Source organism: Psychrobacter sp. CoH-33_TS_01 (assembly GCF_058189395.1).
On record NZ_JBVGQI010000002.1, the window covers coordinates 244,105 to 270,558 of the forward strand.

The following is a 26,454-nucleotide window of genomic DNA, read 5'->3' on the forward strand; positions in this document are numbered from 1 at the left end:
ATATTGCTATTTTTCCCAGACACTCTACTTTCGCTAGCACGGCAGCCCTCGTGCTACTCATCCGAAATATCGTAGGCTGCGGCGCAAGCCCAGCGTTGACACCCGTTTAATAAGTGAGCCGCTATGATTACCTTATCTACGCTAAATAAATATAAAAAAGACGGCAAGAAGTTCAGTTGCTTGACTTGCTATGACGCCATGTTTGCCAAAATGATGGAAAACGCCGCCGTTGATACTATCCTTATTGGTGACAGCTTGGGCATGGTGGTGCAAGGCCACGAGTCTACTTTACCGGTCACCATCGCTGACATGGCCTACCACACTGCCAGCGTCGCTCGCAGCAATAAACACGCGTTAATCATGGCCGACCTGCCTTTTATGAGCTATGTGACACTAGAGGACGCGATTGCTAATGCTCGTACTGTCATGCAAGCCGGTGCTCATGTGGTCAAGATTGAAGGCGGTGCTGAGCTGTGCGAAATAGTCGCTAAACTTGCTGCTGCTGGCACGCCGACCTGTGTGCATCTTGGCCTCACCCCGCAGTCTGTCAACGTCTTTGGCGGCTATAAAGTTCAAGGAAAATCAGACGATAGCGCCACTAAATTACTTAATGATGTGCAAGCACTAGTCGCAGCCGGTGCCGCTATTATCCTACTCGAATGCGTGCCAGCGGCATTGGCCAAAACGGTTACTGAAACGGTAAATGTGCCTGTGATTGGTATTGGTGCCGGTGGCGATACCGATGGTCAAGTGTTGGTAATGCACGATATGCTGGGCGTGACCCATGGCCGTACCGCGCGTTTCGTTCATGACTTTTTGACCGATGAGCGCAATGATAAACGCAGCGTTGAAGGGGCTTTTGCCTTATACCATCAGTCCGTGCAACAAGGCAGCTATCCTACCGAGGTGCACCAGTTTAACTAAAGCTATTGATAGACCGACATTGCGGAAACCGAAAATGACCACCACCTTTACCACCATTAAAACGTTGCGGGAGACGCTAAAACCGCACCGTCACAACCAAAAAATTGCCCTAGTCCCGACTATGGGCAATTTGCATGCCGGCCATATCGAATTGGTCAAGCGCGCAAAAGCGCAAGCCGATATCGTGGTGGTGAGTATCTTTGTCAACCCTACGCAGTTCGGCGTTGGCGAAGATTTAGACAGTTATCCACGCACCTTGGCAGCAGATACGCAAAAGTTGGCTGAAGTGGGCGCGGACTATATCTTTGCCCCCAGCGTCGCCGAGATGTATCCGGTTATGCCACCGCCGACCCAGGTTTTGGCAGGCGAGATCAGCCAGCAGCTGTGTGGCCAAACTCGGCCTACGCATTTTGATGGGGTAGGGCTGGTGGTCAGTAAGTTGTTCAATATCGTTCAACCGGATATTGCCATCTTTGGTCAGAAAGACTACCAGCAATTGGCCATTATCCGGCAATTGGTACGCGACTTAAGCTATGATATCGATATTATCGCCGCTCCAATTGTGCGTGCGCAAGACGGTTTGGCTTTGTCGTCGCGCAACCAGTACCTTAGTGAGGCCGAGCGAGCGATAGCACCGACCTTGCATCGTGAGGTCGAGCGACTAGCGACTGAGCTTGCCCAAGGGCAGCATCTGGCAGCAAGTAATGAGACCGATAAAGCGAGTACCGCTCAGTTGCAAGCGTTGATTGATGAGACCATTGCCCGTATCAATGCGACGGGCTTTAAAGTGGATTATCTTGAGGTGAAAAAACAAGACTTGACCGAGATAACTGAGGCCGGCACGGATACTGAGTTGGTCATTATTACAGCAGCTTGGTTAGGCAAAGCGCGCTTATTAGACAATCAACAAGTCACTGTGCAGCAGCAAGTCTAAGCGCAAATGTGCTCAAAAAAGTGCGCTTAAATACTATGTAAAGTGCGCTCAAATACTGTGTCATGCTATTAGCTAATATACCATTTACGACGATTACGCCAGTTTATAGAGTCATGTTGTTGACAAGGATAAGAACTCATGTCGCCGAACCACCAGCTCGCTAGTACCTCTACCGCATCGCCCGAAAAGGATGCGATATCGCTGCTCATCGTCTCAGGGCGCTCAGGTTCGGGTAAGACCTCAGCCCTGAATATTCTAGAGGATCTAGGGTATTATGCGATTGATAATATGCCCTTGTCTTTGGTGCCCGATGTCGCAGCCAAACTGATAGTCGATGGCAGCATTGCCAAAGTAGCGTTGGGGGTGGATGTGCGGTCCCCGCGGGCTGATTTGTCTAACTTTGCTAATATTCTCACTACCTTAGTCGAACGCTATGGCAGTGAGTCGGTCAAAGTGCTGTATGTGACCGCGCAAGAACCGGTGTTGATAGCCCGCTTTAATGCCACCCGCCGCGTGCATCCGTTAATGGCAACGGCAGAAAACCCTGTCTTTAATTTGCCAAACGCTATTAAAAAAGAAATCGAGCTGTTAGAGCCCATTGCCAGTCATGCCGATATCAAGATAGACACCAGTCATTTGAATATCCATCAGCTCAAAGAGCGCATCCGTGAGCACACAGGTATCGAAAACCAAGTCACGATTAATTTGCTGTCGTTTGGTTTTAAATATGGCTTGCCGATCGATGCCGACTTTGTCTTTGATGTGCGTATTTTGCCCAATCCGCATTGGAATCCGGAGCTGCGCGCCAAGACCGGCCGCGACTTGGAAGTTGCTGAGTTTTTTGCAGAGTATCCTGAAGTGGATGAAATGCAGACGGATATCTATAAATTTTTAACCCGTTGGCTGCCCGATTTCTTAGACAATAACCGCCATACCGTGACCGTCGCTATTGGCTGTACCGGTGGCAAGCATCGCTCGGTCTTTATCACCGAAACCTTGCAAAAGAGCCTCGGTGACAGCTTGCCTGATGGCTTAAATGTTATTGCTAAACACCGTGAGAAACCACGTTGGTCGGCATAGCCTACGCAGCTTTACCGCTGTTATTTGTAAATCCTGAGGTTATAGGCCTTATTGATGGGCCTTAATACCCGATAATTACCATCCCCGCTATTTGAGAATACATTATGATTAATTGGTCAGAACAGGACATGCGCGTCTCGCGTACCGAGCTAAAAAAAGCTCACGAGCGCTTGCAAGACCTATCGGTACCGCTATCGGAGCTGTCTAAAAAACAGATGAAGAAGTTGCCTGTCAGCGAGTACTTTTTAGCCGAACTAACCGCGCTAGCAGACATTACCAGCGCTATCGCAAAAAAACGCCAGATCAAGCGCGTGGGCAAACTGATCAGTGAGGAGAACCGTCATGAGCTGGTCAATGCCTTGTTTAAAACCCGTTTTAGCCCTGAGCAAGTGGCTAAGATCGAAGCTTGGACCAGTCGTTTAAACATCAATGACGAAGGCACCATGAAGCAATTTTGCAAGCAATATAAGATGGCAGAGCGCAACAGTATTTATCAGCTGCTGTTATGGATTGAGTATGCTAAGCATATGAATGACGATGAATTGCTAGAAGAGTCAGAGCAAGATTTGATCAGCTATATCAAAGAAGTGGCGATGTTGACACTGATTAATGAGTAAGCACTAGCCGCTCAATAGCACCGTTAATACAGACCCTATTTATCCGTGCTGCTTTATTAGTGCGGGTTTATGACTACTGATTGATTCACACAGCTGCTTGGCTGGACTGAAAAATAGACCTAAAAAAACCGCCTATCTCAACAGATAAGCGGTTTTTTTATAATTATAGCAGTGGTGCTGAATTATTTTTTCTCAGCGCGGGCTTTATCGACTAAGTAATCCACCACTTGAGTCACTTTGGCGCCTTCGCCAGTCACCACATATTTGCCTTGAACGACTACAGCAGGGACTCCGCTAAGTTGATAGCGCTTGGCACCGGCTTGTGAGCGGCCGACTTTGGTACTTACTGCAAAAGAGTTGTATAAGCTATTGAACTTTTTACGGTCCACACCTTGGCTTGCATACCATTTACTCAATGAGTCTTGGTCAAATAATTTTTTGCCATCATCTTGAATAGCTTTGAATAAAGGAGTGTGGGTCTTATCTTCAAAACCTAGCAACTGCGCTGCATAGAAACCACGAGCATTGGCTTCCCAGACCGGGTTTAGGGCAGCAGGGGTTCTAAAGAAGGCCACATCTTTAGCTTTAGTTTTGGCCCATTTCTGCATGTGGGGCTCTAGGTTATAGCAATGCGGGCAGCCATACCAAAAAAACTCACGGACGATAATAGCGTCACCGCTTATTTTTTCAGGGTTGTCTAGCACTTTGAAGTCTTTGCCGGCTTCATAGGTGGCGGCATTGGTCGCCATGCTGGCAAGACCGATAGCGGCAGCAAGGCCGGTTAGAGCTGCAATACGTTTCATGCGCGATCCTTACTTAATAAAAAAATATAACTATGGTATCGTGATTGTATTCGGGGTTTCAACTTATACTCATACCTTAAGCTGTGCTGTTAAACAATATTTTCACAGCTCTAGACAGTATTTATCACAGGCTTAAATGGGTTAAAGCTATGATAGCGTATCTTATCTTATTTTGAAGCATGTTTATCCCGCTAATTCTTAAGTAAGGGTTGTGACTTTGTTAGGAAGTCTTATTTGGCTACCCACCTAAGCAATAATAGCAACAATCCTTTACCCGAATAGCGCGGGATGGTCTTATAATTGAGCGAACCTATAATATAACGCTAAATCGCCAATCAATAAGTGCAGTAGTGATTTTATACGCTTAACCGTTATTTAGCCTAATATTTATTTATCTTACTTTTATTAATATTGCCAATCACAAGGGCCTTTTATGACCAGCGCCACTAGCCATACTCAGAATACTACTAGCCAATCTGCAGCCAGCCCCAATATCGATCCTAACGAGGTGGCGAAGTTCACCAAGCTTGCTGACGAATGGTGGGACCAGCAAGGGGCATTCGCGACCTTACACGAGATTAACCCGTTGCGTCTCAATTGGATTACTGACGCCGTTGCCGAAATAATGGGCACGGATCTAGAGGGTTTGCGAGTCGTAGATATCGGCTGTGGCGGGGGCATCCTAACCGAATCTATGGCGCGCCGCGGGGCTGATGCTACCGGTATTGATTTAGGGGAAGAAAACCTGAAGGCGGCCTCAGTGCATGCGGAGCAGAGTGGCTTATCGGCTACTTTGCGTTATCAGCATATTGCTGCCGAGAGCTTTGCTGCTGAGCATAAGGGCCAGTTTGATGTGGTCACTTGTATGGAAATGCTAGAGCATGTGCCTGACCCCAGTGCTATCGTCCAAGCTTGTTTTGACTTGCTAAAGCCAGGCGGTGTTTGTGTGCTCTCGACCATTAACCGCAACCCTAAGTCTTATTTATTCGCTATCGTGGGGGCAGAATACGTGCTGCGCTTACTCGACCGGGGTACCCATGACTACGCTAAGTTTATCACCCCTGCCGAGCTCGATAAAATGGCGACCACCGCCGGCTTTGAGCGCGATAATATGATTGGTCTGCATTATAATCCTTTGACCAAACGTTACTGGCTCGCGCAAAATGTCGATGTCAACTATATGATGTCGGTGAAAAAACCCAGCTAAATTTTATTTTGCCGCTTAACGCGAGAATCCTTGATTAATTAGAGTAGAGCTATGGCCCAGTTTGTAAAAGCAGTCTTATTTGATTTGGATGGTACTTTAATCGATACCGCCGCTGATTTTGTTCGTATTATCCGCCGTATGAGCGCTCAGCACGGTTGGCAAGCGCCCAACGATGTGGACATCCGTGAACAAGTCTCTGCAGGCGCCTCGGCGATGGTCAAGCTTATTTTATCGCACAACGAGCAGCCGATTAATGAAGAGACGCTGCAGGACTATCGTCAGCAGTTCCTAGATGAGTATGAGGCCGATATCTGTGTCGACAGTCGTATCTTTGCCGAGCTTGAGCCCTTATTGAGAGACTTAGAGGCTAAAGAGACGCCTTGGGGCATCGTCACCAATAAGCCGCGCTATTTGGCTGAAAAGTTATTGGATGCGTTGGACTTAACCGAGCGCTGCGCAGTCTTGGTGTGTCCCGATGATGTTCGCTATACTAAGCCGGATCCTGAGCCAATGTATCTGGCATTAGAAAAATTGGGCTTACCACGCGGTATTGCGGAGACGGTCATTTATGTCGGCGACCATCTGCGGGATATCGAAGCGGGTAAATCCGCTGGTATGATTACTGTGTTGGCCAGTTACGGTTATATTCCCCCAGAAGATCAGGATACCTTAGCAGATTGGGGGGCGGACTATATTACGGAGACCCCTGCGAAATTAGCCAAGCTATTACAGTCTTCCAAGTTTGACTATTTATAGGTAATAGGCTCTGCTAGTGAGTCGTCTTTAGTCCCTAATTAGAGACTACTGTTTTAGTTAAATTTTAGTTGAAATAAATACTGTTGCTGAAGTAAATACTGGTGCTACAGATGGGGAGGTTTGTTCAAAGCTATCCCCTGATTCTTGTTTAATTTTCTTTGATACTTATTGTCTTATTTACGAGCCTTGCTATGACCTCTACTACTGCTAATCCGCTTACTCATGATCAAATCCGTGCTTACCAAGCCCCAGCGAACTGTCTGGCGGGCAAGATAATTTTAGTCACGGGTGCCGGCTCTGGTATTGGCCGAGTGGCTGCCCTCACTTATGCCCAACATGGCGCTACAGTCTTGCTACTAGGTAGAACCACCAGCAAGCTCGAAGAGGTCTACGATGAGATTGAAGCCTTGGGAGCACCGCAACCAGCTATGCTGCCGCTGAATCTAGCCAGTGCCAGCTATACAGAGATGCAGCAATTAGAAAACCTGATCAATAAAGAATTTGGCCGACTCGACGGCATCTTGCACAATGCGGGGATTTTAGGCGAATTGACCCCATTAGAGATGTATGATGTTGATACTTTTGCCAAGGTGATGCAGGTAAATTTCACTGCGGTGTTTATGCTAACCCAAGCCTTGTTACCGCTAGTCAAGGCTTCGGCCAATGGCTCAGTGGTGTTTACCAGCAGTAGCGTCGGCACGCACCCTCGAGCATTTTGGGGCGCTTATGCGCTATCGAAGCAAGGGGTTGAAGGGATGAGCGATATCTTTACTCAAGAGACGCAAGCGACCACCAATCTGCGCTTTAACTGTATTAATCCGGGCGGCACCCGCTCTAACATGCGTGCTCATGCTTTTCCTGGGGAGAATCCTATGAGCCTAAAGACCCCTGAAGATATCATGCCAGGCTACCTGTGTTTGATGGCGGATGACAGCATTGGCGTGCGTGGTCAAGTGGTGGCTTTACAGCCTAAGTAAGGTTTATAAGAGCAGTTGTAGTCCTTTAAATTCTGCACAATCTGTAACCAAACAGAGTGCCGTAATTGATTGAAAATTAGGCAAATTCTCCCCATATACTATAGACAATCTAGTACTAATCAGATCATATAGTACAGATAAATAACGAATATAAAGGGGAGAGGCTATGGCAGGCGGCTGGGCGCGAGATGGCGCTGAACACGAACAGATGGACGCAACGGTTAATGATGCTTTAGAGCGGGCAAGACGCTTATTACCGCAAGGGGAGAGTGCTGAATTCTGCGATGAGTGCAGTGAGCCTATTCCGGAAGCACGGCGTCTGGCACTACCGGGAGTGCAGCATTGTGTGCGCTGTCAGACTGAGCTTGAGGCTACGGTAAAGGCGGGTGAGTTGTTTAATCGCCGCGGCAGTAAAGACAGTCAATTACGGTAATAGCCGCCAATAGGTTGTCTCTAACAGCGTAGGATCGCCGCTCAGCTTAACTCAGTAGTGGCTGACACAGGGGCCTGCACAATACCGCAGTGAGTAGTGAACGGGGAGTATTGGACGGGACAATCCGCATAAAAAAGGCGCTCCATGGGAAGCGCCTTTTTTACGTCTAATTTTTCATACTAATTGGCTAAGTTGACCTTAATGACTATCGGCTTCATCAGGAACGAACACATAACCCACGCCCCATACGGTCTGGATATAGCGCGCTTGCGAAGGATTATCTTCAATCAGACGACGCAATCTAGACACCTGCACGTCGATAGAGCGCTCCATTGCCCCCCATTCACGGCCACGTGCTAAATTCATCAGCTTATCGCGGGTCAATGGTTCACGCGGATGTTGGACTAGGGCCTTTAATACCGAAAATTCACCCGTGGTCAAAGTCACTAGGTTGCCTTCACGTTTTAGAGTACGCGTCGAAAGATCTAACGTCCAAGGGCCAAATTCAACCACCTCTACTTGCTGGCTAGGCGCCCCCGGCAATTCACGGCTTTGACGGCGTAGCACTGCCTTGATACGGGCTAATAACTCTTTTGGGTTAAAAGGCTTGGGTAAATAGTCATCGGCACCGGCTTCTAATCCTGCAATACGATCAGCATCACCACCTTTTGCCGTTAGCATAATAATAGGAATATCGCCATTATCTTCGCGCAGGCGTTTACAGATACTGATACCGTCTTCGCCGGGCAGCATCAAATCCAATACCACCAAAGAGAATAATTCACGCTGCATCAGTTTATCCATCTGATTGCCATCGTGGGCAGTACGGACGACAAAGCCGTCATCTTCCAAAAAACGCTGTAATAGTGAGCGTAAGCGCGCGTCATCATCCACTACCAAAATGCGTTGGGTGAGGGTGTCTTGCATGGTATCTGCCATAATGCACGTCCTTTTATCCGTGGTTTGTCAATTATAATAGCTATACTGGGTAGTGTATAAGATTATGCCAACAAATACACTGATATTGCAGGGTAATGCTGTATGGCTTTGTTTAATAACTTCTAAATTATCTAAGCTGAGCGAATTTGTTTGATAAGGTTTTTTAGTATTTCCGCACCTTTTTGGTGTTTTATCACGTTTTTTGCCTAAAATGCCGCTGTCTTTTGCTCATAATGAGCTTCAGTAACGATGCAGCGAGTAAAAAGGATTTCTATTGTCCATACTTTTGCTATAATGCAGACCACCTTTAAAGCAACATTGATACGGATATGAGCTTGACTGATACTGTTACTACTCAAGATACTGCCAATTCTGCTGTGAATAATACAGTGGCAAACGCATTGGATGCGAAGACGACTGCGGCGATTCACGATAAGTTGGCCAAAGACATCGGCGTAAAGACTGCGCAAGTGAATGCTTTCGTCAAACTCATTGACGAAGGCGCAACGGTGCCGTTTATTGCCCGTTATCGCAAAGAGAAAACGCAAGGTCTCGATGATACGCAGCTGCGCGCGCTAGAAAAAGCCCTCAGCTACGAGCGTGACATGGCCACGCGTCGACTCAAGATTACGCAGCTGTTGACCTCTCAAGGTAACTTGACGGACGAGCTCCAAGCCCGTATCGATAAAGCCACTTCTAAACTTGAGTTAGAAGACATCTATCTGCCTTACCGCCCACGTCGTCGTTCGCTAGCCGCCAAAGCACGTGCGGCTGGCCTAGACGTCGCTGCGCAAAAGCTTAAAGCGGAAGAGATTACTCCGATGCAAGCGCTTGAAGGTTACGAGATGCCAGCTACCATTACCGATGATAGCGGCAACGAAATCGAAGTCGACTTTGCAGATACAGAAAAGCAGTTGGCCGGTGTGCAAGCGATTATCATTGACGAGTGGACGCAAGCTCTCGACTTATTAGACACGCTGCGTGTAGGCTTTGCCAAAACCGCGACTATCAACTCAGCCCTAGCGAATGAAGAAAAGCGCGAAGTGGGTGAGAAGTTCGCAGATTATTTTGAGCACAGCGAGCCATTAGCGCGATTGCCAAACCATCGCCTATTAGCTATGCTTCGCGGCCGCCAAGAAAACGTCTTGGTCTTAAAAGTCGCTGGTGAAGATGCACCGTTTATCGAAAAGATTATTAGCCGTTTTGATATCGATGCGGCAGCACCTGCTGAACGTCGCGAGTTCTTGCGTGAGGCTGCGACCAGTCTGTGGCAAGACAAATGGCGCCCGCATATCGAGCATCGTTTGCTGACTGAGCGTCGTCTGACGGCAGAAGCAGATGCCATTGATGTATTTGCCAATAACTTACAGCATTTATTGATGGCCGCTCCTGCAGGCCGCAAAGTCATCCTAGGCGTAGATCCTGGTATTCGTCATGGCGTTAAAATGGCTGTGATTGATGATAAAGGTCAGGTCGCTACCGATGCTGATGGTAAACTAGCTACAGCAACTGTATACCCGTTTGCCCCAGACAATAAAATGGCTGAGGCAAAAGCCGTTATCCATGACTTGCTGAAAAACTATCAAGTTGAGCTAGTAGCTATTGGCAATGGTACGGCGAGCCGTGAAACGGATGCGATGATTAAGACCGTTATCGATGCCGATGAAGCCATCACTGCTAAAGCGGTGGTTGTGAATGAATCTGGTGCGTCTGTATATTCAGCGAGCGAGTTGGCCAGCGATGAACTAGCTGGCTTAGATGTATCGCTACGTGGCGCGGTATCTATTGCGCGTCGCCTGCAAGACCCGCTATCAGAGTTAGTTAAAGTTGATCCAAAAGCGATTGGTGTTGGACAATATCAGCACGATGTTAATCAGAGCCAATTAGCGGATAGCCTAGATAAAGTCACCCAAGATTGCGTGAACGCCGTGGGCGTCGACGTCAATACGGCAAGCCCAGCTATCTTGACGCACATTGCGGGTCTGAACCGCAACGTCGCGCAGCAAATCGTCAATTATCGCCAAGAGCACGGTGCTTTCGCCAGTCGTGAGCAGCTTAAAAACGTCCCACGCTTAGGGGTGAAGACTTTTGAGCAAGCCGCAGGCTTCTTGCGCGTACGTGACGGTGAAAACCCACTTGACGCTACCGGTGTGCATCCAGAGAGTTATGCGCTAGTAGAAGAATTGCTAGCAAAATCGGGTAAGTCGCTAGCAGAGTTGCTAGGCAATGACAGTGCTCTTAATACCTTGGATACCACGAATCTAGCTGCCGCAAACGATGACGTTAGCGTCTCAGCTGTCATTCAAGAATTGGCGAAACCGGCTCAAGACCCGCGTCCTGAGTTTAAGACCGCTAATTTTAGAGAAGATGTCAGCAGTATCGGTGATTTAGAAGAAGGCATGACTTTAGAAGGCGTCGTCACCAACGTGACCGCTTTCGGTTGTTTCGTCGATGTGGGCGTCCATCAAGACGGTCTCGTGCATATCTCACAAATGGCCAATGATTTCGTCGAAGACCCGATGAACCGCGTTAAGCCAGGTGACATCGTCAACGTGCGCGTATTATCAGTCGATGAAAAGCGCGGCCGTATCGGTTTTAGTATGAAGCCTGAAGCTGCGCCTAGAGCAAAGCCAACGGGTGAAGCTCAAGCCGCAGTTGGCGAGCAAAAAGACAACCGTCGTGGCGCGCGCAGCGGTAAGCCTGCAGCAAGAGGCGGACAGAATCGTGGTACGGGTACAGACAACCGCGGTGGCGCCCGTCGTGAGCAATCACGCGGTAAAGACAAGCCCCGTGGTGCTCGTCCTGATGCGAAAGCGGCTGCTCCAGCTAAATCTGATAAGGATGACAATAAGATTGGTACTTTAGGCGCGCTATTAAAAGAAGCGGGCCTGAAAAAGTAAGGCTTATTTTTGCTAATTCAGCGCTATTCTTAAAGTAGCTAATGCTGCAATAAACAGTGCAATACAAAAAAGGCAATCCGTAATGGATTGCCTTTTTTATTGTCAGGGTCTCGTCCTAAAATAAGTTTATGAAAAGCAAGCTTATGATGGACAAGGTAGCCACGCTAAAGCTTAAGGGGCTTTAAAGCGGCGGTTTTCTTGCACTTGTACTTCACCAGGCTGGGTAGCTAGTAACTCGCCATGCGGACCTTTTACCTTCTTCTGTAAAGTGTTGGGGGCGGGTTGTGCGCTTAAGTCAGCTGGGCTGACGTTGCCACGATTAGCTTCGCCTTGGATGAGCGGATTATAATCGGGTGAGCTGTGCTGTTGATTCAGAGTAGCGGGCTGTTGATTGGCTGTCGGTGCTGCGGTCGCCATAGTAGGGTCGGCTACATCTGCACCATTGGCTTCAGCCACCCCTTCTTCAGCCATATCCTCTTCGGCCATAGCTGCGACATCATGGCTAGGGGCGGCGCGGGCAGCGGCTACCGTTACCGTACCGACAGCAGCGCCTGCTGTAGCATAGTCTTGTTCTTGATTTTCTGGTTGTAAGTCTTCTTCCGGCATATCTACTGCGCCAGACTGATTTGCCAGCTGTGCAGCGCTGTCGTCTTGTAGAGCGCCTTCTTGTAGAGCGCTAGGATTAGCAGACTCAGCAATAGCAGCTTCCATAGGAACTGCGGCTAGCGCTACTGCAGGAAGGGTGAGTGCCGCCGAAAATAAAGCCATTGGTATTAGTGAATAACCCTTCATAATCTTTCTCCTTAAATAATAGATATGTGATGAATTCACTAGGTATCGATAATAGAATCAATTAAATGCTATGTATAATAATACTAACAAATATTTTAAGTTAAAATAATTATTTTTAACTAGCTTGTTAGTATGTAGGTTTTATATTTTAGGTTTATTAACCCTATGTAATAGTTTTGCTATTTAAAATGAATAGCGTCACGCGTTTGTTTTTTCCAAAAAAAAGAACACCTTAGATAAAGGTGTTCTTTTAAAGCTATATTTTAGAATTTAGTCTGTCGGGGCAGACTTAATAAAAGACTAATAAAACCTTAATCTGCTAGAGTCTTAATCTTCTAAAGTATAGTCGGTCTCGATTTCGACAGGATTCTGCTCGTCTTCATTAGGCACTTCAATGACTACTACCGGCTCATCGACTTCAACTTGATTAAGAATACTAGGGTCGGCTTGATTGCCCAGATAAGCCGTACCACCAGCGCCTTCTACCGTTATGGCAGTCCCTTCAGCAGTAGCAATACGCTGTACTTGGTCCTGCGGTGCGATTAGGACCTGCTTCACTTTATAGGTGCTAGGGCGAATGACGCGCTTCACTTCAGTGGTAATTGCTTCGACACTGCGTTCCTCGTTAACAGCTACTTGAGCTTCAGGCGGCGCCACAGTTTCAGTAGTGGCTATTTTGCTGCCTATAGGCATAGGGAACTTGCTGCCAAAGTGGTTATCGCACTGTTGCATTGTAACGCGTACTGGTTCGCCTTTACTGTTCATATAGACGTTCACCGGCATGTCAGCAGCAAACGGTACGTATTTGCCTACCAGCGCCCCTGAAACACCATAACGGCCTTGTGATTGGCCCACGCCTTTATCACAAGCGCCCGCACTGTAATCAGCATTTTTAATCGGCATCTCGCCCAGCATAGCGGTCGGGATAGTCACTTCTGATAAAGCCATCTTTTTGACAGCAGCTTCACCCGCTTGGCGCTTGGGATTTTGATAAGTATAAGGGGTATAAAATTTAGCAGAACCCTCATTTACTGCGGCAACACATTCATTATAACTGTCATAGCCTACGTTACCATGATGATCGGTAGTCATACCAGCATTAGCACTACTGGCAAACATAGCAAAGCCTGAAGCAACGATTGCGGTCGTAAGTAGATTGAGTTTCATTATTATTCCTTTAGTATGATTTAGGGTTCTGATAAATTTTTATAAGTAATACAACACCCAATAAATGTTACTTGAGGTCAGCTAATATGGCTGTGTCATTAAGCTAACAAAATGTAGTCTTATGTATCATTCTAAGTGAATGTGTTAGTCCGTAATAACGGCAAAAGCTAAACCGGCGTGTTCAGTAAGCCGAGTCAGCAGCGCCTCTCCCATGGCAGAAGCTGGCGTCCAAAATCCGCCACCGACCGCAGCTTTGTCGATATCTTCTACCAGACACAAGGCCGCTTGTGCCAACATCTGCGAGGTACTGCCATAGCCTGGGTCTTTATCGCCGGTCACTTTCGTTATTATCTCTTGACCCGTAGCGGTGGTACCAAAGAAGCGGATATCAAAGTAGCCATTTTCTTGCTCATCTGGGGTAGGGCCATCGCCTGACTTAGGCAACACATGCTCCGAGAGCAGCTCACGACTCTTCGCAAAGCTCATGGCTACGGCAAACCCGCCAATACCAGCCGTCAGCGCATAGCTCATAGCGCGACCTTTAATACCCGCGGGCATCCACATGGCCTCATCGTATTTAAAGTCGCGGCTATAAGCATAATCCAATAATTGGTTGCTGCGATGCACGATACGAGTGTTAATGCTGTCCATAATGAAAGGAGCTAGCCAGCGCTCTTGCTTGGCGTCAAAGGTAGGTTTAGCGTGGGAGGTCTGACGGACATTCGGAGCATCGTTGTCATCATTGAGCAGGTAAGGGTTGGCCAGTTGTTTACGGCGGGTTTTATCTTGGCCGACCTCAGCGAAGATAGTGGCCATCGACGCTACTGTACCGCCAGACAAACCGCCTTTGGCCGCCTTAACGCGCATATTAATCTCGGGGCAGACAGCATCAAAGCGTTCTCGAGCAGCTTGTTGCGTAAAATACACGCCTAGGTCTGAAGGAATGGAGTCAAACCCGCACGAGTTGACAATGCGCGCCCCAGACTGCTCAGCTATATCTTGGTATTTATCCATCATATCTTTGATAAAGATACTTTCACCGGTTAAATCAACGTAATCGGTGCCATTTTCCGAACAGGCTTTGACCAGCGGCTCACCGTATTGCAGATAAGGCCCTACTGTAGAAATAACCACTTGGCCCTGCTCACACATTGTACTTAAACTTGCCGCGTCATCACTATTCGCAATAATAGTCGCTGGCATTGATAAACCCTCGCTTTTATTAGTATTGCCAGCTTTGCTCAGCTCATTTTTTAGACCCTCAAGCTTATCAGCATTGCGCCCAGCAATAGCCCATTGGGTGGGTTTATCGTGTAAGAATTTAGCTAAATAATGCGCAGTAATTTGACCCACAAAACTGGTGGCGCCATATAAAATAACGGCATAGGGGCGCGAGTCTGTGCTAGCTGACGTAGTGGCTGTAGTGGGATTCGTAGAATTTTTACTAGTATCTGAAGTCATAAAGTTAATCCTTTATCAGTATAAGAATGTGAGAATACAGCGGAAGCAGTAAAAATAAATTATATTAAAATCATAAATATAGAATGTTATAGCATGCTGCTTTTATGAGTTGTTGTAAAGTTTGAGGTAGGAGTTGTTGTAAGGCTTAAATAAAAGTTGTAAGGCTTAAATAAAAAATGGCAGGATAACTTGGTGTCACCCTGCCAATGCTTGCTCTATGAATGTGGAACTAATAGGTTGGCTACTAAAAACGTTTAGGTTGTAAGATTTGCTCCATACGTCTGGCCAACTGAATGTCACGACTGGTAATGCCGCTGACATCATGAGAAGTTAGGCGTACATTGACTTTATTATAAAGATTGCTCCATTCAGGATGGTGCTCTAGCTTTTCAGCATAGAAAGCCGCCTGAGACATAAAGCTAATAGCTTCAACAAAGTCATTAAATTTATAGGTCTTGATGATGGCGTCACCTTCGTGAGACCAGCCCGCTAGATCCTGTAATTGCAAAGCAACTTGAGCATCGGTTAAATGGCTCATAGAACCCTCCTTAAGGTAATGAAATAGCAGTAAATAAAGCCATAATTAAGCGTATTTACCGCAATATATAGGACAGTGACGACCAATATAGTTCAGCTTAGCCACTGTAGCGAATGCTATAGACAGTCATTTTACCAGACCTCGTTAACGGCTCGTTAGTTATTATTAATAGCAGCAAGTTAATAATGGACTGGTAAATTTATTGTTATAAAAAGAACTATTTTAGAGATTGGCAATGGTAACAAAGGCTAAAACTGCTGCACTATTTTAATAAATCTTTATATTCAGGCCGTTTTTGAATATAGGTTGCGACAAAAGAGCACTGGGGCACCACTTTCTTATCGTGACTGCGCGCATAATCTAACGCATGTTTGACCAAAGCCGACCCGACCCCTTTGCCACCAAGCTCGCTAGGCACTATAGTGTGGTCATACACCAAGGCATCGCCTTGATTTTGATAGCTAATATATCCCGTATGGCCGTCGATGGTCGTCTCAAAGCGTTGGGCGTTCTCATTATGGGTAATATCGATTGACATAATAATCTCCAGATAAAAAAGGCAATAGTAAGTCAGGGTTAAGTGACTTACTTAGAGCTTTATTATAACGAGATTAAAAATAAAGTTAATGTATAAACAGTAAGTTACGTACACGGTAAACCCTTTAAGTGTTGCAATTATAAGAGTACGTAACTTAACTGCTTTCAGTAGCCGCTAAAGAATATGACCCATGAGCACTACCATGTTTTTAAACTTACCTATAGTGCTCAATAGCGTCTCACCAATAAGCAGCTGTTAAACATAGGCGAGAGTTTGTGCCAAAATCGGTGGTAGTTTTTTGATGAAGCGTTTGCGCTTATCTGACACAAACCGAAAGCCACTTTTTAACTTAGGCTTTGAGCTAGCCGCCAACTCAACATCAGCCGTTAGCTCGTCGTTAAAGATAGCATTGCTAATCGCAGGTTGCTCTGCGGTAGCCTGGGTTTTGGCCTGATCGCTTGCCAACTTCTCAGCTTCGGTCTGCCAGCTAAAATGATAAATACGACGAATCACTTGGCTCAATTGGGTAGAGAAAGGTCCCGTGTTATACGATAGATTATACTTTTTACAGATCGCAGCGACTCTAGGCGCGATGCTGGCATAACGATTCGCTGGCATGTCCGGGAAGAGATGGTGTTCAATCTGATGCGATAAGTTACCGGTCATGATATGAAACAGCTTGCTGCCCGTAATATTGCTAGAGCCGAGCATTTGCCGTACATACCAATCGCCACGGGTTTCATTGTCGTCGAGATGGGTAAAGATATGCGCCTGCTCGGTAAAGTGACCACAGAAGATCACGCCCCATGTCCAAATATTACGTACGATGTTGGCGGTAATATTGCCTGTTAAGGTATAAGCTGCGCTACGTGTGCCGCCCACAACCCCTGCAGCTAAAGGTAAGGCGAAGTAGTCTTTGCCGACCTGCCGAGCTACCTTAGATAATAGGGCGCGAGACTTCTGCCGCATGATAGTGGGGAACTCATCGCTCTGCTTATACTCTTGAAAGCTGATTTGCACATCATGGAAGCCCACGGCCCACTCAAAACCCATCGCTAAAAAGACAATTTTCAGCAGATTAAAGCGGTCGTGTGGCTGCCAAGGCTGCTCATCCGTGATACGCACTAGATGATAGCCCACATCATGGTCGCGACCGACGATATTAGTAAAGGTATGGTGTAGATAATTGTGCGAGTGCTGCCAGAGTGGCGCTGGGCACATATTGTCCCAGTCAAACTGACGGCTATTCAGATGATTGTCCTGCATCCAGTCGTATTGACCATGCATGACATTATGGCCTAGCTCCATATTGTTTAGAATTTTACTCAGACTGAGCGAGGTGACACCGCTGAGCCACAATCCTAAACGTGCGCGCTTGGTTTTAGGCAGTGCCGCTGCTAACAACAATAAGCGTCCGGCAATCTCAGAGTAGGCGACTGCCGCGTAAACTCTACGGATATAAAGCGCATCTTTTTCGCCTAAATCTGCCATAACCTCGTCACGGATAGCATCTAGCTCAGCGGCCAGGGCTGCAGTCTCTTTCGCAGATAATGGCGTCTCGGATAGCGTAGGGTATTTATCCGGCATGGCGCTCGCTGCGATAGACTCGGCAGCAGCCACAAACTTAGATTTCGGCAGAGTTTTTGTCGCGTTCGCCTTATCGATAAAGGGCAGGTTTAACGGTAGGTTCAATAAAGCGGCGCCAGTGGTTTTGCTTAGCGTTGCTAAAGTAAAGATAGTGCGCATAAGAGGTCCTTTTTGATCCATTATGAGTAGCGTACGTGGCGAGTACTGTCACTGCATGATGCTGTCCGGCGCTTGACCAACAGCTCGAGCCTGTCTGGCGAATAGCGGGTAGGCAACTGGGCACTCTTCACTTAAGGGTAGATGGTTAGTTAAGCAGTTAAATGCTTAATAAGATGGAATAAAGCTAGAACTAAAACTGATATGAAGACAAGTACTTACACTTAGTAGCGTTAAGCATCCAACACTACATCGGTTAAGGCGATGCTGATACACGGCTTAATCGACTCTTGACCGCCATGAGTGATTTTGCCGGTTACTAAGTCTTTGACCACGCCGCTAATTTTATCGCAGCGGCAGGTATTACAAATACCTTGGCGGCACCCATGGGGCAGTTGGATGCGTTCTGCTTCGGCACACTGCAAAATACTTTGTGAGGCAGTGAGCACGGGTAAAACACGTCCACGACGGCGCAGATGAATATTCAATGGCGGCGCAGAACTGGCGGCGATGGCGGCATTGTCTAGTAATGACTCAGCACCCTCTATAGGCCGACTCGGTGCCAATACTTGATCGAAGCTCTCGACGGCTAAGTTGGCTATAGTCGAAGTAGATAATTCCGTATTCGCTACGGGTTGCTCGCCTTGCTTAGCCGCTATTTTATTATGCTCAAGCTGCCCTAAGGAGTCGGTCAGCCCTGCTAATAGCGAGGTAGATCCGCAAGCAAACAGGTGGCACTCTGGCTTATCTAACTGCGTTTCTTTTAATACAGCCAAAGAAATATAACGGCTATCAGCAATATAACTGTCCGAGTCGTTGGTATTGACCAAATGACAATGAAAATTGGGATAACACTCGCTAAGGTGTTGCCAGAAGTCTATAAAAGCATGTTGATGATGGTAATACAGTAGAGTCACCGGGCGCTCGTCAGTGCCTGATTGCAATGCATCGGTAATCAACCCGGGCATAGGGGTAATACCACTGCCTGAGGCGACAAAACCTAAGGGCTGGTCGGCCGTCACTTGATGACCCGCTAAAGTAAAGCTACCTTGGGGTAACGAGCAGTCGTAAACCTCACCAATCTCAGCATCATGGGCCAAATAATCAGAAATCTGCCCTTGAGGTCTAATCACTAGGGTTAAAACCTCGAGGGGTGGTCGAGACTTTTTAGCCGCTGGCTTCGCGAACGGCGTCAGGCGACTATAAGTCTCTGGTGCTAATAAAGAGATGTCAGGCGTACCCACCAAAGAATAAGAGCGATTATGACGAATACCGCCCAAAGTCACTCCTAAGGTTAGATTTTGTCCGGGCTGCCAAGGTGCGAAACCTTGCGCAGACCTTCCTAACTGCTTTAGCCAATTTTTGTTGGGGCGTAATTGTAGAGCCACCAAGTCATCCGTCAGCCAATAACGGTTCACTAACTGAACCTTAGGGCTTAGCGGGGAATGGAATGGGCTGATACGCTCGCTAATAAAATCAACAAAGGCGTTCTCAACAAGTTTCGGGCGATAAGTAGTCATAAACGCACTATAGGGTATTTTTCGACAACAGTACAACTCTATTATTGACCTAAATAAGCGATATTTTGGCTAAACTAAAGACTTTATTAATTAGTTCAGCGCTCTAAGGGTAGTAAAATAAATTTACGGCAGTTGATAAAGAAAACCTGTCTATAAGGTCAATTTAATGGTCAGTACTCCACTATTGCAGCGCAAGGCATAGCCTATAAAGGTCGTCCTAATACTCAGGTTATTCCAGATAAAAAAGTAGCCTCTGGTGGCCTTATAAGAGGCGGCGATAATCTACCTTGCAGGGCTATCAGCACAATGCGATAATAGCCGCAGTTTGTCTTTATATACGCAGGTCTAACTGCCCAGTTTTTTAATATTTAATTTTAAACTTCTGTTTTTATTAATATCTATTGCTAGTTAAAGTCAGTTTTAGCGCTACCAGTTTTATGGATAGCGAGCGACTCAATCGCTATTTTTCTCGCCCTTTGGGCACCTTATTTTTTTATCACTATCGTAGGCTTATCCCTACGTAGCAGTTATTGTAAGACGGAGTGTCAATGGCACAATATATCTATACGATGAACAACGTGTCTAAACTTGTTCATCCTAAGCGTGAAATTCTTAAAAATATCAACCTATCGTTTTTCCCTGGTGCCAAGATTGGTGTCCTCGGTATCAACGGTTCAGGCAAATCCACCTTGCTGCGCATTATGGCCGGCGTAGATACTGACTATAGTGGCGAGGCGCGTGCGCAGACCGGGACTAAAATTGGTTATTTGCCGCAGGAACCGCAGCTCGATGACAGCAAAGATGTCCGTGGTAACGTCGAAGACGGTATGCGTGAAGCGCTTGACGCCTTAGCACGACTGGACGAAATCTACGCTGAGTATGCGGCACCTGATGCTGACTTTGATAAGTTGGCTGAAGAGCAGGGTAAGATGGAAGACATCATCCAATCTTGGGATGCGCATAACTTAAGCACGCAGCTAGAAAAAGCAGCGGATGCTTTGCGCCTACCACCATGGGATGCCGATGTTAGCAAGCTATCTGGCGGTGAAAAACGTCGTGTAGCCCTATGTCGTCTATTGCTATCGCGCCCTGATATGCTACTTCTCGACGAACCTACTAACCATTTGGACGCCGAATCTGTCGCCTGGTTAGAGCAGTTCCTACAGAATTATAGTGGTACCATCGTAGCCATTACCCATGACCGTTATTTCTTAGATAACGTGGCCCAGTGGATCCTTGAGCTGGACCGTGGCCATGGCTATCCGTACGAAGGCAACTATACCGATTGGCTAGAGCAGAAAAACAAACGCTTGGAAGAGCAGAATAAGCAAGAAGAGTCGTTTGCTAAAGCCTTGAAGAAAGAGCTTGAGTGGGTACGTAAAAACCAGAAGGGCCAACAAGCCAAGTCTAAGTCGCGTGTACAGCGTTTTGAAGAGTTGAACTCTAAAGAATTCCAGCAGCGCAATGAGACCTCCGAAATTTACATTCCACCTGGTCCACGTCTAGGGAATAAAGTGGTCGAGGTCAATAACATCTCCAAGTCATTTGGCGATCGTTTGTTGTATGAAAACCTGAGCTTCACTGTGCCGCCAGCTGCTATCGTGGGTATCATTGGTCCAAACGGTGCGGGTAAAACCACCTTATTCAACATGATGACCGGTAAAGATACGCCAGATACCGGTACGGTCGAGTTGGGTGAAAGTGTCAGCGTCGCTTATGTCGGCCAGGTTCGTGATAATTTGGACGATAATAAAACGGTCTGGGAAGAAGTGTCTGATGGCTTAGATATGATCACCGTGGGCGATTACCAAACGCCAAGCCGTGCCTATATCGGCCGCTTTAACTTCAAAGGTCAAGACCAGCAAAAACGTGTCGGCAGCCTATCGGGTGGTGAGCGTAACCGTCTGCAGCTAGCGAAGACCCTAAAGCAGGGTTCAAACGTTATCCTACTCGATGAGCCGTCCAACGATTTGGACGTCGAAACCTTACGTGCGCTAGAAGATGCGATTCAAGTCTTCCCAGGTACGGTATTGGTGGTCTCGCATGATCGTTGGTTCCTAGACCGTATCGCCACGCACATCCTAGCGTTTGAGCCAGAAGGTCCAGTTTGGTACGATGGTAACTATTCTGAATACGAGACCTATCGTAAGAAGACTATGGGCGCGGACGCAGGTCCTAAGCGTATGAAGTATAAGAAAATTACCAGCTAGTTTTCACATTACCTAGACCAAAAAAAAGCAGACTTCTCGGAGTCTGCTTTTTTTATGGGTGTTATAATAAGGTCTTATCAACGTTATCAACGTTATCAAAGTTATCATGGCTTAGCGGCTAACGCAGCCTTAAGCCCCTGATATTAGGCTCAAGACTGCTGTTAGGCTAAAAACTGAATGACTAAATTAACGCTTACGACCAAATTTACGCTGTTTTTTATCATTAATCTTGGCGATAGCATTGGCAATCTCTTCGTCTTTGAGACTTGCGACGTTTTGTAGAATTTGCATAACATCCGGGCTTAAGACATAACGAGCATGATGCGCAATCGCTTGGATACGCTGATCAAAATGTAAAGCCTTAGTCTCTTTATCTTCTTGTAGATAGTTGAGACGCACTAGCGCATTCACGAAGCTAGCAAACAAGGCCGGGTCAAAGAAGTCAGGAATATTATCGGCATACAGCACCGAGAGACGCTGACCTAGTAAATGACAGAGATCCACGACTTGCTCTGAGGTCAGGTTACCTGAGCCTTGTTGGGCGAGTAGGGCCAAGGTCATAAAGTAACGCTCAAGACTTTGCTCAATCGGCGTCGCTAATACTAACAGCTGCTGATAATGCGCACTATTAATCGACGGAACGCTAAGCATATCATTGCCCATATCGACTATCAGACCATGCTCGATAAGGTTATCGATTTTCTTTTGCACGGTCTCAGCAAGCGTACGAGCGGGATAGTATAAGAATAGCTCAGTCTGCAAGAAAGGATACAGCTGCGCCACGATAGTATTTAAACGGTTGCGCTCAATACGACCATTACGCGCCACTAGCGCGGCTAAGAAGGACAGTAGGATAAACACGTGCAGTATGTTATTACGGAAATAACTTAACAGTGGTGCCTGTTTATCCGCGACCTGAATAATATCGCCTAGGATATGCGGCGTGCGCTCGATGAGTTTGAGTTGGATACCATAGTCGATAATCGCTTGCGGCGCCATATCGGTGACGGTGGTATCGGCATCATACGGCTGCAGAGTCGCAATACGTTGATACAGCGCAATCTGTTCGCGGCAAATGTCTTCGTCTAAGGCCGCTTTCGGGGCAGAAAGCAGTACTAATGATAATAAGGAGACGGGGTTTACCACGGCAGCTTTATTGATATGCTGCATGATTTTTACGCCCAGATTATCAATCATAGCCGAGGCTTTATCGTCCAATGGGGTATCAGTACGATGGGCAGGCAGACTCTCCGCTGGCACGTCAAACTTTTCCATAAAGTCGGTCATATGCAGTGGCGTGCCAAAACTGAGATGCACGTGGCCAAAGATACGCTCGATTTTACGGGTGACTTTTAACAGCCCCATTAAAGATTCAGATTCTTTTGGCTTGCCCTTCAGCTCACCGATATAAGTACCGCCTTCCATAATGCGCTCATAACCAATGTAGGTCGGAATAAAGACCACTGGTTTATTGCTATAGCGCAGTTGGCTGTGCACCGTCATGGCCAGCATACCCATTTTCGGCGGTAGCAAGCGGCCTGTGCGTGAACGGCCCCCTTCAATAAAGTACTCGATAGGGGTGTTGCGGGTAATCAAGGTGTGCATGTATTCGCGTAACACCGCGGTATAAAGAGCATTGCCTCTAAAACTACGGCGGATATAGAAAGCTACTGCACCTCGGAGCATAGGCCCCAATACTGGCACATCTAGGTTATTACCAGCAGCAACATAGGGAATGCTTAAGCCGCGCTTATAGATGACGTACGACAGTAATAGATAATCGACGTGGCTACGATGACAAGGGACATAGACTATTTCATGGTCAGTGGCTAGCGCCCGCACACGCTCAAAGTGATGGACTTCTACGCCGTCGTACAACTGCGTCCATAACCAGGTCAAAAAGCGATCGAATACTCGAATAATAGGGTGCGAATAGTCGTTGACGATTTCTTTGGCATAACCCCGAGCAGCTTGGCGAGCCTCTTTAATGGTGATGCCTTTTTCTTGCGCTTCCACTTCACAGGCGTGTTTCAGGGCGGGCGAGTAGATCAACTTATCGATTAAGTTACGCTTATCTGATAAATCAGGCCCCAACATACTGGCGCGCTGCTTATCAAGATAGGTATTGAGCTGCTGATTCACTCGCAAGGTTAATTCGCGATTGGCCTCGGTCAGCGGGACTAAGGCAGTAGATTTTTGCGCGGTCGTTAGGTTGAGCGTGTCTGCCTCATCCTCTAAATCGACGCTTAAGTGGGCATCACGAATGACACTCTGCAAATCTTGTGGCGGATGGAATTGGACGAAAGTATCGCGGCCCATCACCCCAATATTGAAAATCTGCTTGGTAATCGTAGGGTCTTCCCAGTTATCCGCTACCAACAGTTTAAATAAAGAGTCTTCTTTTTCAGGAGCACGGCCCCATAATATAGTGACGGGAACCAAACGAATTTTGAGCTCGGGATATTGAGTACAGGCATCGATTAGACGGGCCAATCTTGGCGATATTTCACCATTTTTAGCACTAGGATGATTTAAGAAGATAATCGCCGCGTTTTCATTGATATTGTGGCTGCTGTCTTCGACATTCTGTAGGGCAGATGGGAAATGATGCTCGCGAGTCTGCAAATCGATTAAAATACTGTTCGAGCGCGAGTATTCTTGGAGGATATAAAAGGTCAACGTGTCGTCGTCAGCCTTTAGAGCTGGCAGTTCGCCAAACACGCTAGGCTTGACCGCGAGATCGAGCGCTTGGCCAGATATCTTACGGTATAAACGGGTTAACGGATGGCTGGAGCGTGCAACTCCCGTCGGCGGCTGACCAGATTTGGCCGGCTTATTTTTCGGGGTTAACGTCCGTGTCTCAAAAAGTTTTTTTATCATATTAGATTGTCGAAATTCGCCAAAAATAATGCGCTTATCATGCCATAAAATAGAATTAAGCGATATGCCAAAGTGTTACAACTGTTCGCTCAAACGGATACTGGCAAGGTGATAAAAGCGCTAAAAGTGTTATTATTGCATAAAAGATTAAGGCACTAGCATCGGGCAAGCTAGCGGCATAACTACCTATCCTATATAGTTATCTACCTGGTTATCTACATAGTTAATTGTCCTACATAATTGCCTATGCCTAGATAGCTACCTATATAACAGCCTATATAGTTACCTACAGCGTGACCTAATAATTATACCGAAACTGGCTACTGAAAAGGTGGCTAAACGGCCAAAATAATCTTACAGTATGCTGAATTCATACTAATACTTACAAGAGCGTATTATGACCCCAGCCATCAACCTGGCCAAAAGCCTTGGCCTTGATTATCAAGTTCACGAGTATAGCCATGACCCAAGTGCAGAGTCTTATGGCGAGGAAGCGGCCGACAAACTTGGCGTAAGTCCTGAACAGGTCTTTAAAACTTTAGTGGTCACCGATGAAGCGGCCAAACTGGCCGTCGCTATCGTACCGGTGTGTAGTAAGTTAAATCTAAAAAGAGTGGCCAAGGCTTTGGGCTGTAAAAAAGTACAAATGGCGGACCCTAAAGCCGTCGAACGCAGCACTGGGTATGTCTTAGGCGGGGTCAGCCCATTGGGACAAAAGAAGCGTCTGCCCACAGTAATTGATGCGAGCGCAGAGCAGTCAGCGACGATTTATGTCAGTGGCGGTAAACGCGGCTTAGAAATTGAGCTGCCCGCTGCGCAGCTGGCCACCACTCTGCAGGCTAAGTTTGCCGATATTATGGAAGCCAGTTAACGGCTTAGCCCCAATATAAATGCTGAATATAATGGCTGAATAATTTATAAACCCCCTTTCTAGGTCTAGGCCAGTCGCCAAAACAAACGCCCTAATAATCATCATCTACCGTCATAGCCACTTTAATAGGATACTTTTATGCCGCACCTTACCGTCCAAGCCACTCCCAACGTCACCATTCGTCAGCCAGAGAGCTTACTCAAGGCGCTTAATACCGTGTTATGGCAGTCGGGCGAATTTAAACAACCAGAAGATATTAAAGCCCGCATCTTAGATGTGGAAACCTTTTTAGTCGGCATGGAAGACGATCAGCAGGAGCGTGGCTTTATTTCGGTAGAATTGCGCTTAATGCCATGCCGTAGCGACGATACCAAAAATGCATTGGCTGCTAGTCTGTTGGCCTGCCTACAGAGTGAACTTGCCGCCACCAAGTCTAGCCGAGTCAAGATACAATGCTGTGTGGAAGTGCTCGATTTAAATACGGTTTATCAAAAAGCCATGCTGAGCGCTGACTAAGGTTATTTATTGATTTTATAAGCCCTCATTAAGCCAGAAGCTTACGAATGGTAAAGCCCGTTACTCAAACAGCCCGTTAATCGCAAAGCTCGCTACTAGCAGAGCGCGGTAAAATCATGACTTCAGTATGATAACCTGCCTTACCGCCGTTAGTAGCCATGAGGTTGCGTGCCATTCGGAGCTTATAGGTGCCGGTCTCAGGCAAGCAGCCCTGATAGATGATGCCGCCTTTGGTGCCATCTTGTGCCCCTGATGGGAATTGCAAGACGCCAACATTCGCGGTCTCAGTAGAGCCTGATTTGGCACTGATATTAATTACCGTATATTGACCTTTGCTCGCACTAAACTGGTACCATTGGTCGGTGGCCTTGGCAGGAAGAATACCTTCCACAGCCGTACTAATGTGACCTTGGGTAAAATGAATAGGGGTGGGGTGCTTCTCTGTGCCAGTTTGCGTCGCAGCTTGTGCGGCCATAGTGCCGAGCGCTGCTAAGCTAAATAGTAGCGCATATTGGCAGGCTTTATGAGCCCGGTTTTGCTTATGGTTTGGGTAATAAAAAGTCATGGGATAGCCTTATTCGGGTGTATTTACCCTTATTTATTCTACGCTTACCCTTTTACAACTTTAGAGCAGTTTTGTATAAGGTT

At 46.9% G+C, this 26,454-nt stretch carries 23 protein-coding genes; 12 read left to right on the top strand and 11 right to left on the bottom strand.

From position 1 onward, the window contains the following. Positions 1 to 123: 123 nt before the first annotated feature. The 4 genes from panB to yjgA all read left to right on the top strand — a co-directional run bounded on the left by panB (position 124) and on the right by yjgA (position 3,555). On the top strand, positions 124 to 924 hold the full coding sequence (panB, locus tag ACZ2XM_RS04145; protein ID WP_490587121.1) for a 3-methyl-2-oxobutanoate hydroxymethyltransferase: 801 nt from the start codon (positions 124 to 126) through the stop codon (positions 922 to 924). A gap of 34 nt (positions 925 to 958) precedes the next feature. Then, the gene (panC, locus tag ACZ2XM_RS04150; protein WP_490587122.1) at positions 959 to 1,858 is read left to right on the top strand and encodes a pantoate--beta-alanine ligase; all 900 of its coding nucleotides are present in this window, start codon (positions 959 to 961) and stop codon (positions 1,856 to 1,858) included. 138 nt (positions 1,859 to 1,996) lie between these two features. Then, complete coding sequence (rapZ, locus tag ACZ2XM_RS04155; protein ID WP_490587123.1) at positions 1,997 to 2,938, top strand: RNase adapter RapZ; 942 nt, start codon at positions 1,997 to 1,999, stop codon at positions 2,936 to 2,938. Positions 2,939 to 3,042: 104 nt separating this feature from the next. Further along, positions 3,043 to 3,555 carry a ribosome biogenesis factor YjgA gene (yjgA, locus tag ACZ2XM_RS04160; RefSeq protein WP_490587124.1) on the top strand — a complete coding sequence of 171 codons (513 nt, stop codon included), beginning with the start codon at positions 3,043 to 3,045 and terminating at the stop codon, positions 3,553 to 3,555. Between the two features lie 182 nt (positions 3,556 to 3,737). On the opposite strand, the gene ACZ2XM_RS04165 is transcribed toward yjgA, so the two are convergent. Next, on the bottom strand, positions 3,738 to 4,358 hold the full coding sequence (locus ACZ2XM_RS04165; RefSeq protein ID WP_490587125.1) for a thiol:disulfide interchange protein DsbA/DsbL: 621 nt from the start codon (positions 4,356 to 4,358) through the stop codon (positions 3,738 to 3,740). Between the two features lie 433 nt (positions 4,359 to 4,791). On the opposite strand from ACZ2XM_RS04165, the gene ubiG reads away from it, so the two are divergent. From ubiG to ACZ2XM_RS04185, 4 genes are all read left to right on the top strand, one after another. Beyond that, positions 4,792 to 5,565, top strand: coding sequence for a bifunctional 2-polyprenyl-6-hydroxyphenol methylase/3-demethylubiquinol 3-O-methyltransferase UbiG (gene ubiG, locus ACZ2XM_RS04170; protein WP_490587126.1), 774 nt, complete (start codon positions 4,792 to 4,794; stop codon positions 5,563 to 5,565). 51 nt (positions 5,566 to 5,616) lie between these two features. Continuing rightward, positions 5,617 to 6,321, top strand: coding sequence for an HAD family hydrolase (locus tag ACZ2XM_RS04175; RefSeq protein WP_490587127.1), 705 nt, complete (start codon positions 5,617 to 5,619; stop codon positions 6,319 to 6,321). Positions 6,322 to 6,512: 191 nt separating this feature from the next. Further along, positions 6,513 to 7,298 carry a YciK family oxidoreductase gene (locus tag ACZ2XM_RS04180; protein WP_490587128.1) on the top strand — a complete coding sequence of 262 codons (786 nt, stop codon included), beginning with the start codon at positions 6,513 to 6,515 and terminating at the stop codon, positions 7,296 to 7,298. 166 nt (positions 7,299 to 7,464) lie between these two features. Then, a complete protein-coding gene (locus tag ACZ2XM_RS04185) occupies positions 7,465 to 7,731 on the top strand; it encodes a DksA/TraR family C4-type zinc finger protein (RefSeq protein ID WP_490587129.1) in 267 nt (88 codons plus the stop codon). 198 nt (positions 7,732 to 7,929) lie between these two features. On the opposite strand, the gene ompR is transcribed toward ACZ2XM_RS04185, so the two are convergent. Next, a complete protein-coding gene (gene ompR, locus ACZ2XM_RS04190; RefSeq protein ID WP_490587130.1) occupies positions 7,930 to 8,670 on the bottom strand; it encodes an osmolarity response regulator transcription factor OmpR in 741 nt (246 codons plus the stop codon). 329 nt (positions 8,671 to 8,999) lie between these two features. On the opposite strand from ompR, the gene ACZ2XM_RS04195 reads away from it, so the two are divergent. Next, positions 9,000 to 11,570 (top strand): Tex family protein, encoded by a 2,571-nt coding sequence (locus ACZ2XM_RS04195; protein ID WP_490587131.1) that lies wholly within the window; start codon positions 9,000 to 9,002, stop codon positions 11,568 to 11,570. Positions 11,571 to 11,741: 171 nt separating this feature from the next. Here the strand turns inward: ACZ2XM_RS04195 and ACZ2XM_RS04200 are convergent, their stop codons facing one another. From ACZ2XM_RS04200 to ACZ2XM_RS04230, 7 genes are all read right to left on the bottom strand, one after another. Further along, positions 11,742 to 12,362, bottom strand: coding sequence for a hypothetical protein (locus ACZ2XM_RS04200; RefSeq protein ID WP_490587132.1), 621 nt, complete (start codon positions 12,360 to 12,362; stop codon positions 11,742 to 11,744). 327 nt (positions 12,363 to 12,689) lie between these two features. Continuing rightward, complete coding sequence (locus ACZ2XM_RS04205) at positions 12,690 to 13,529, bottom strand: hypothetical protein (protein WP_490587133.1); 840 nt, start codon at positions 13,527 to 13,529, stop codon at positions 12,690 to 12,692. A 144-nt stretch (positions 13,530 to 13,673) separates the two neighbouring features. Continuing rightward, complete coding sequence (locus ACZ2XM_RS04210) at positions 13,674 to 14,990, bottom strand: saccharopine dehydrogenase family protein (RefSeq protein ID WP_490587134.1); 1,317 nt, start codon at positions 14,988 to 14,990, stop codon at positions 13,674 to 13,676. 244 nt (positions 14,991 to 15,234) lie between these two features. Beyond that, complete coding sequence (locus ACZ2XM_RS04215; protein WP_490587135.1) at positions 15,235 to 15,528, bottom strand: 4a-hydroxytetrahydrobiopterin dehydratase; 294 nt, start codon at positions 15,526 to 15,528, stop codon at positions 15,235 to 15,237. Positions 15,529 to 15,790: 262 nt separating this feature from the next. Beyond that, positions 15,791 to 16,066, bottom strand: coding sequence for a GNAT family N-acetyltransferase (locus tag ACZ2XM_RS04220; protein ID WP_490587136.1), 276 nt, complete (start codon positions 16,064 to 16,066; stop codon positions 15,791 to 15,793). A gap of 255 nt (positions 16,067 to 16,321) precedes the next feature. Beyond that, positions 16,322 to 17,812, bottom strand: a complete 1,491-nt coding sequence (locus ACZ2XM_RS04225) for a fatty acid desaturase family protein (protein ID WP_490587137.1) — start codon at positions 17,810 to 17,812, stop codon at positions 16,322 to 16,324. A 230-nt stretch (positions 17,813 to 18,042) separates the two neighbouring features. Continuing rightward, positions 18,043 to 19,329, bottom strand: coding sequence for a flavin reductase family protein (locus tag ACZ2XM_RS04230; protein WP_490587138.1), 1,287 nt, complete (start codon positions 19,327 to 19,329; stop codon positions 18,043 to 18,045). 548 nt (positions 19,330 to 19,877) lie between these two features. On the opposite strand from ACZ2XM_RS04230, the gene ettA reads away from it, so the two are divergent. Next, on the top strand, positions 19,878 to 21,539 hold the full coding sequence (ettA, locus tag ACZ2XM_RS04235) for an energy-dependent translational throttle protein EttA (protein ID WP_490587139.1): 1,662 nt from the start codon (positions 19,878 to 19,880) through the stop codon (positions 21,537 to 21,539). Between the two features lie 186 nt (positions 21,540 to 21,725). Here the strand turns inward: ettA and plsB are convergent, their stop codons facing one another. Continuing rightward, complete coding sequence (gene plsB, locus ACZ2XM_RS04240) at positions 21,726 to 24,419, bottom strand: glycerol-3-phosphate 1-O-acyltransferase PlsB (protein ID WP_490587140.1); 2,694 nt, start codon at positions 24,417 to 24,419, stop codon at positions 21,726 to 21,728. Positions 24,420 to 24,816: 397 nt separating this feature from the next. Between plsB and ybaK the strand changes: the two genes are divergently transcribed. Beyond that, the gene (gene ybaK, locus ACZ2XM_RS04245) at positions 24,817 to 25,290 is read left to right on the top strand and encodes a Cys-tRNA(Pro) deacylase (protein WP_490587141.1); all 474 of its coding nucleotides are present in this window, start codon (positions 24,817 to 24,819) and stop codon (positions 25,288 to 25,290) included. A 138-nt stretch (positions 25,291 to 25,428) separates the two neighbouring features. Next, a complete protein-coding gene (locus ACZ2XM_RS04250; RefSeq protein WP_490587142.1) occupies positions 25,429 to 25,806 on the top strand; it encodes a tautomerase family protein in 378 nt (125 codons plus the stop codon). A 76-nt stretch (positions 25,807 to 25,882) separates the two neighbouring features. Here the strand turns inward: ACZ2XM_RS04250 and ACZ2XM_RS04255 are convergent, their stop codons facing one another. Further along, positions 25,883 to 26,371, bottom strand: a complete 489-nt coding sequence (locus ACZ2XM_RS04255; RefSeq protein ID WP_490587143.1) for a hypothetical protein — start codon at positions 26,369 to 26,371, stop codon at positions 25,883 to 25,885. Positions 26,372 to 26,454 lie beyond the last annotated feature (83 nt).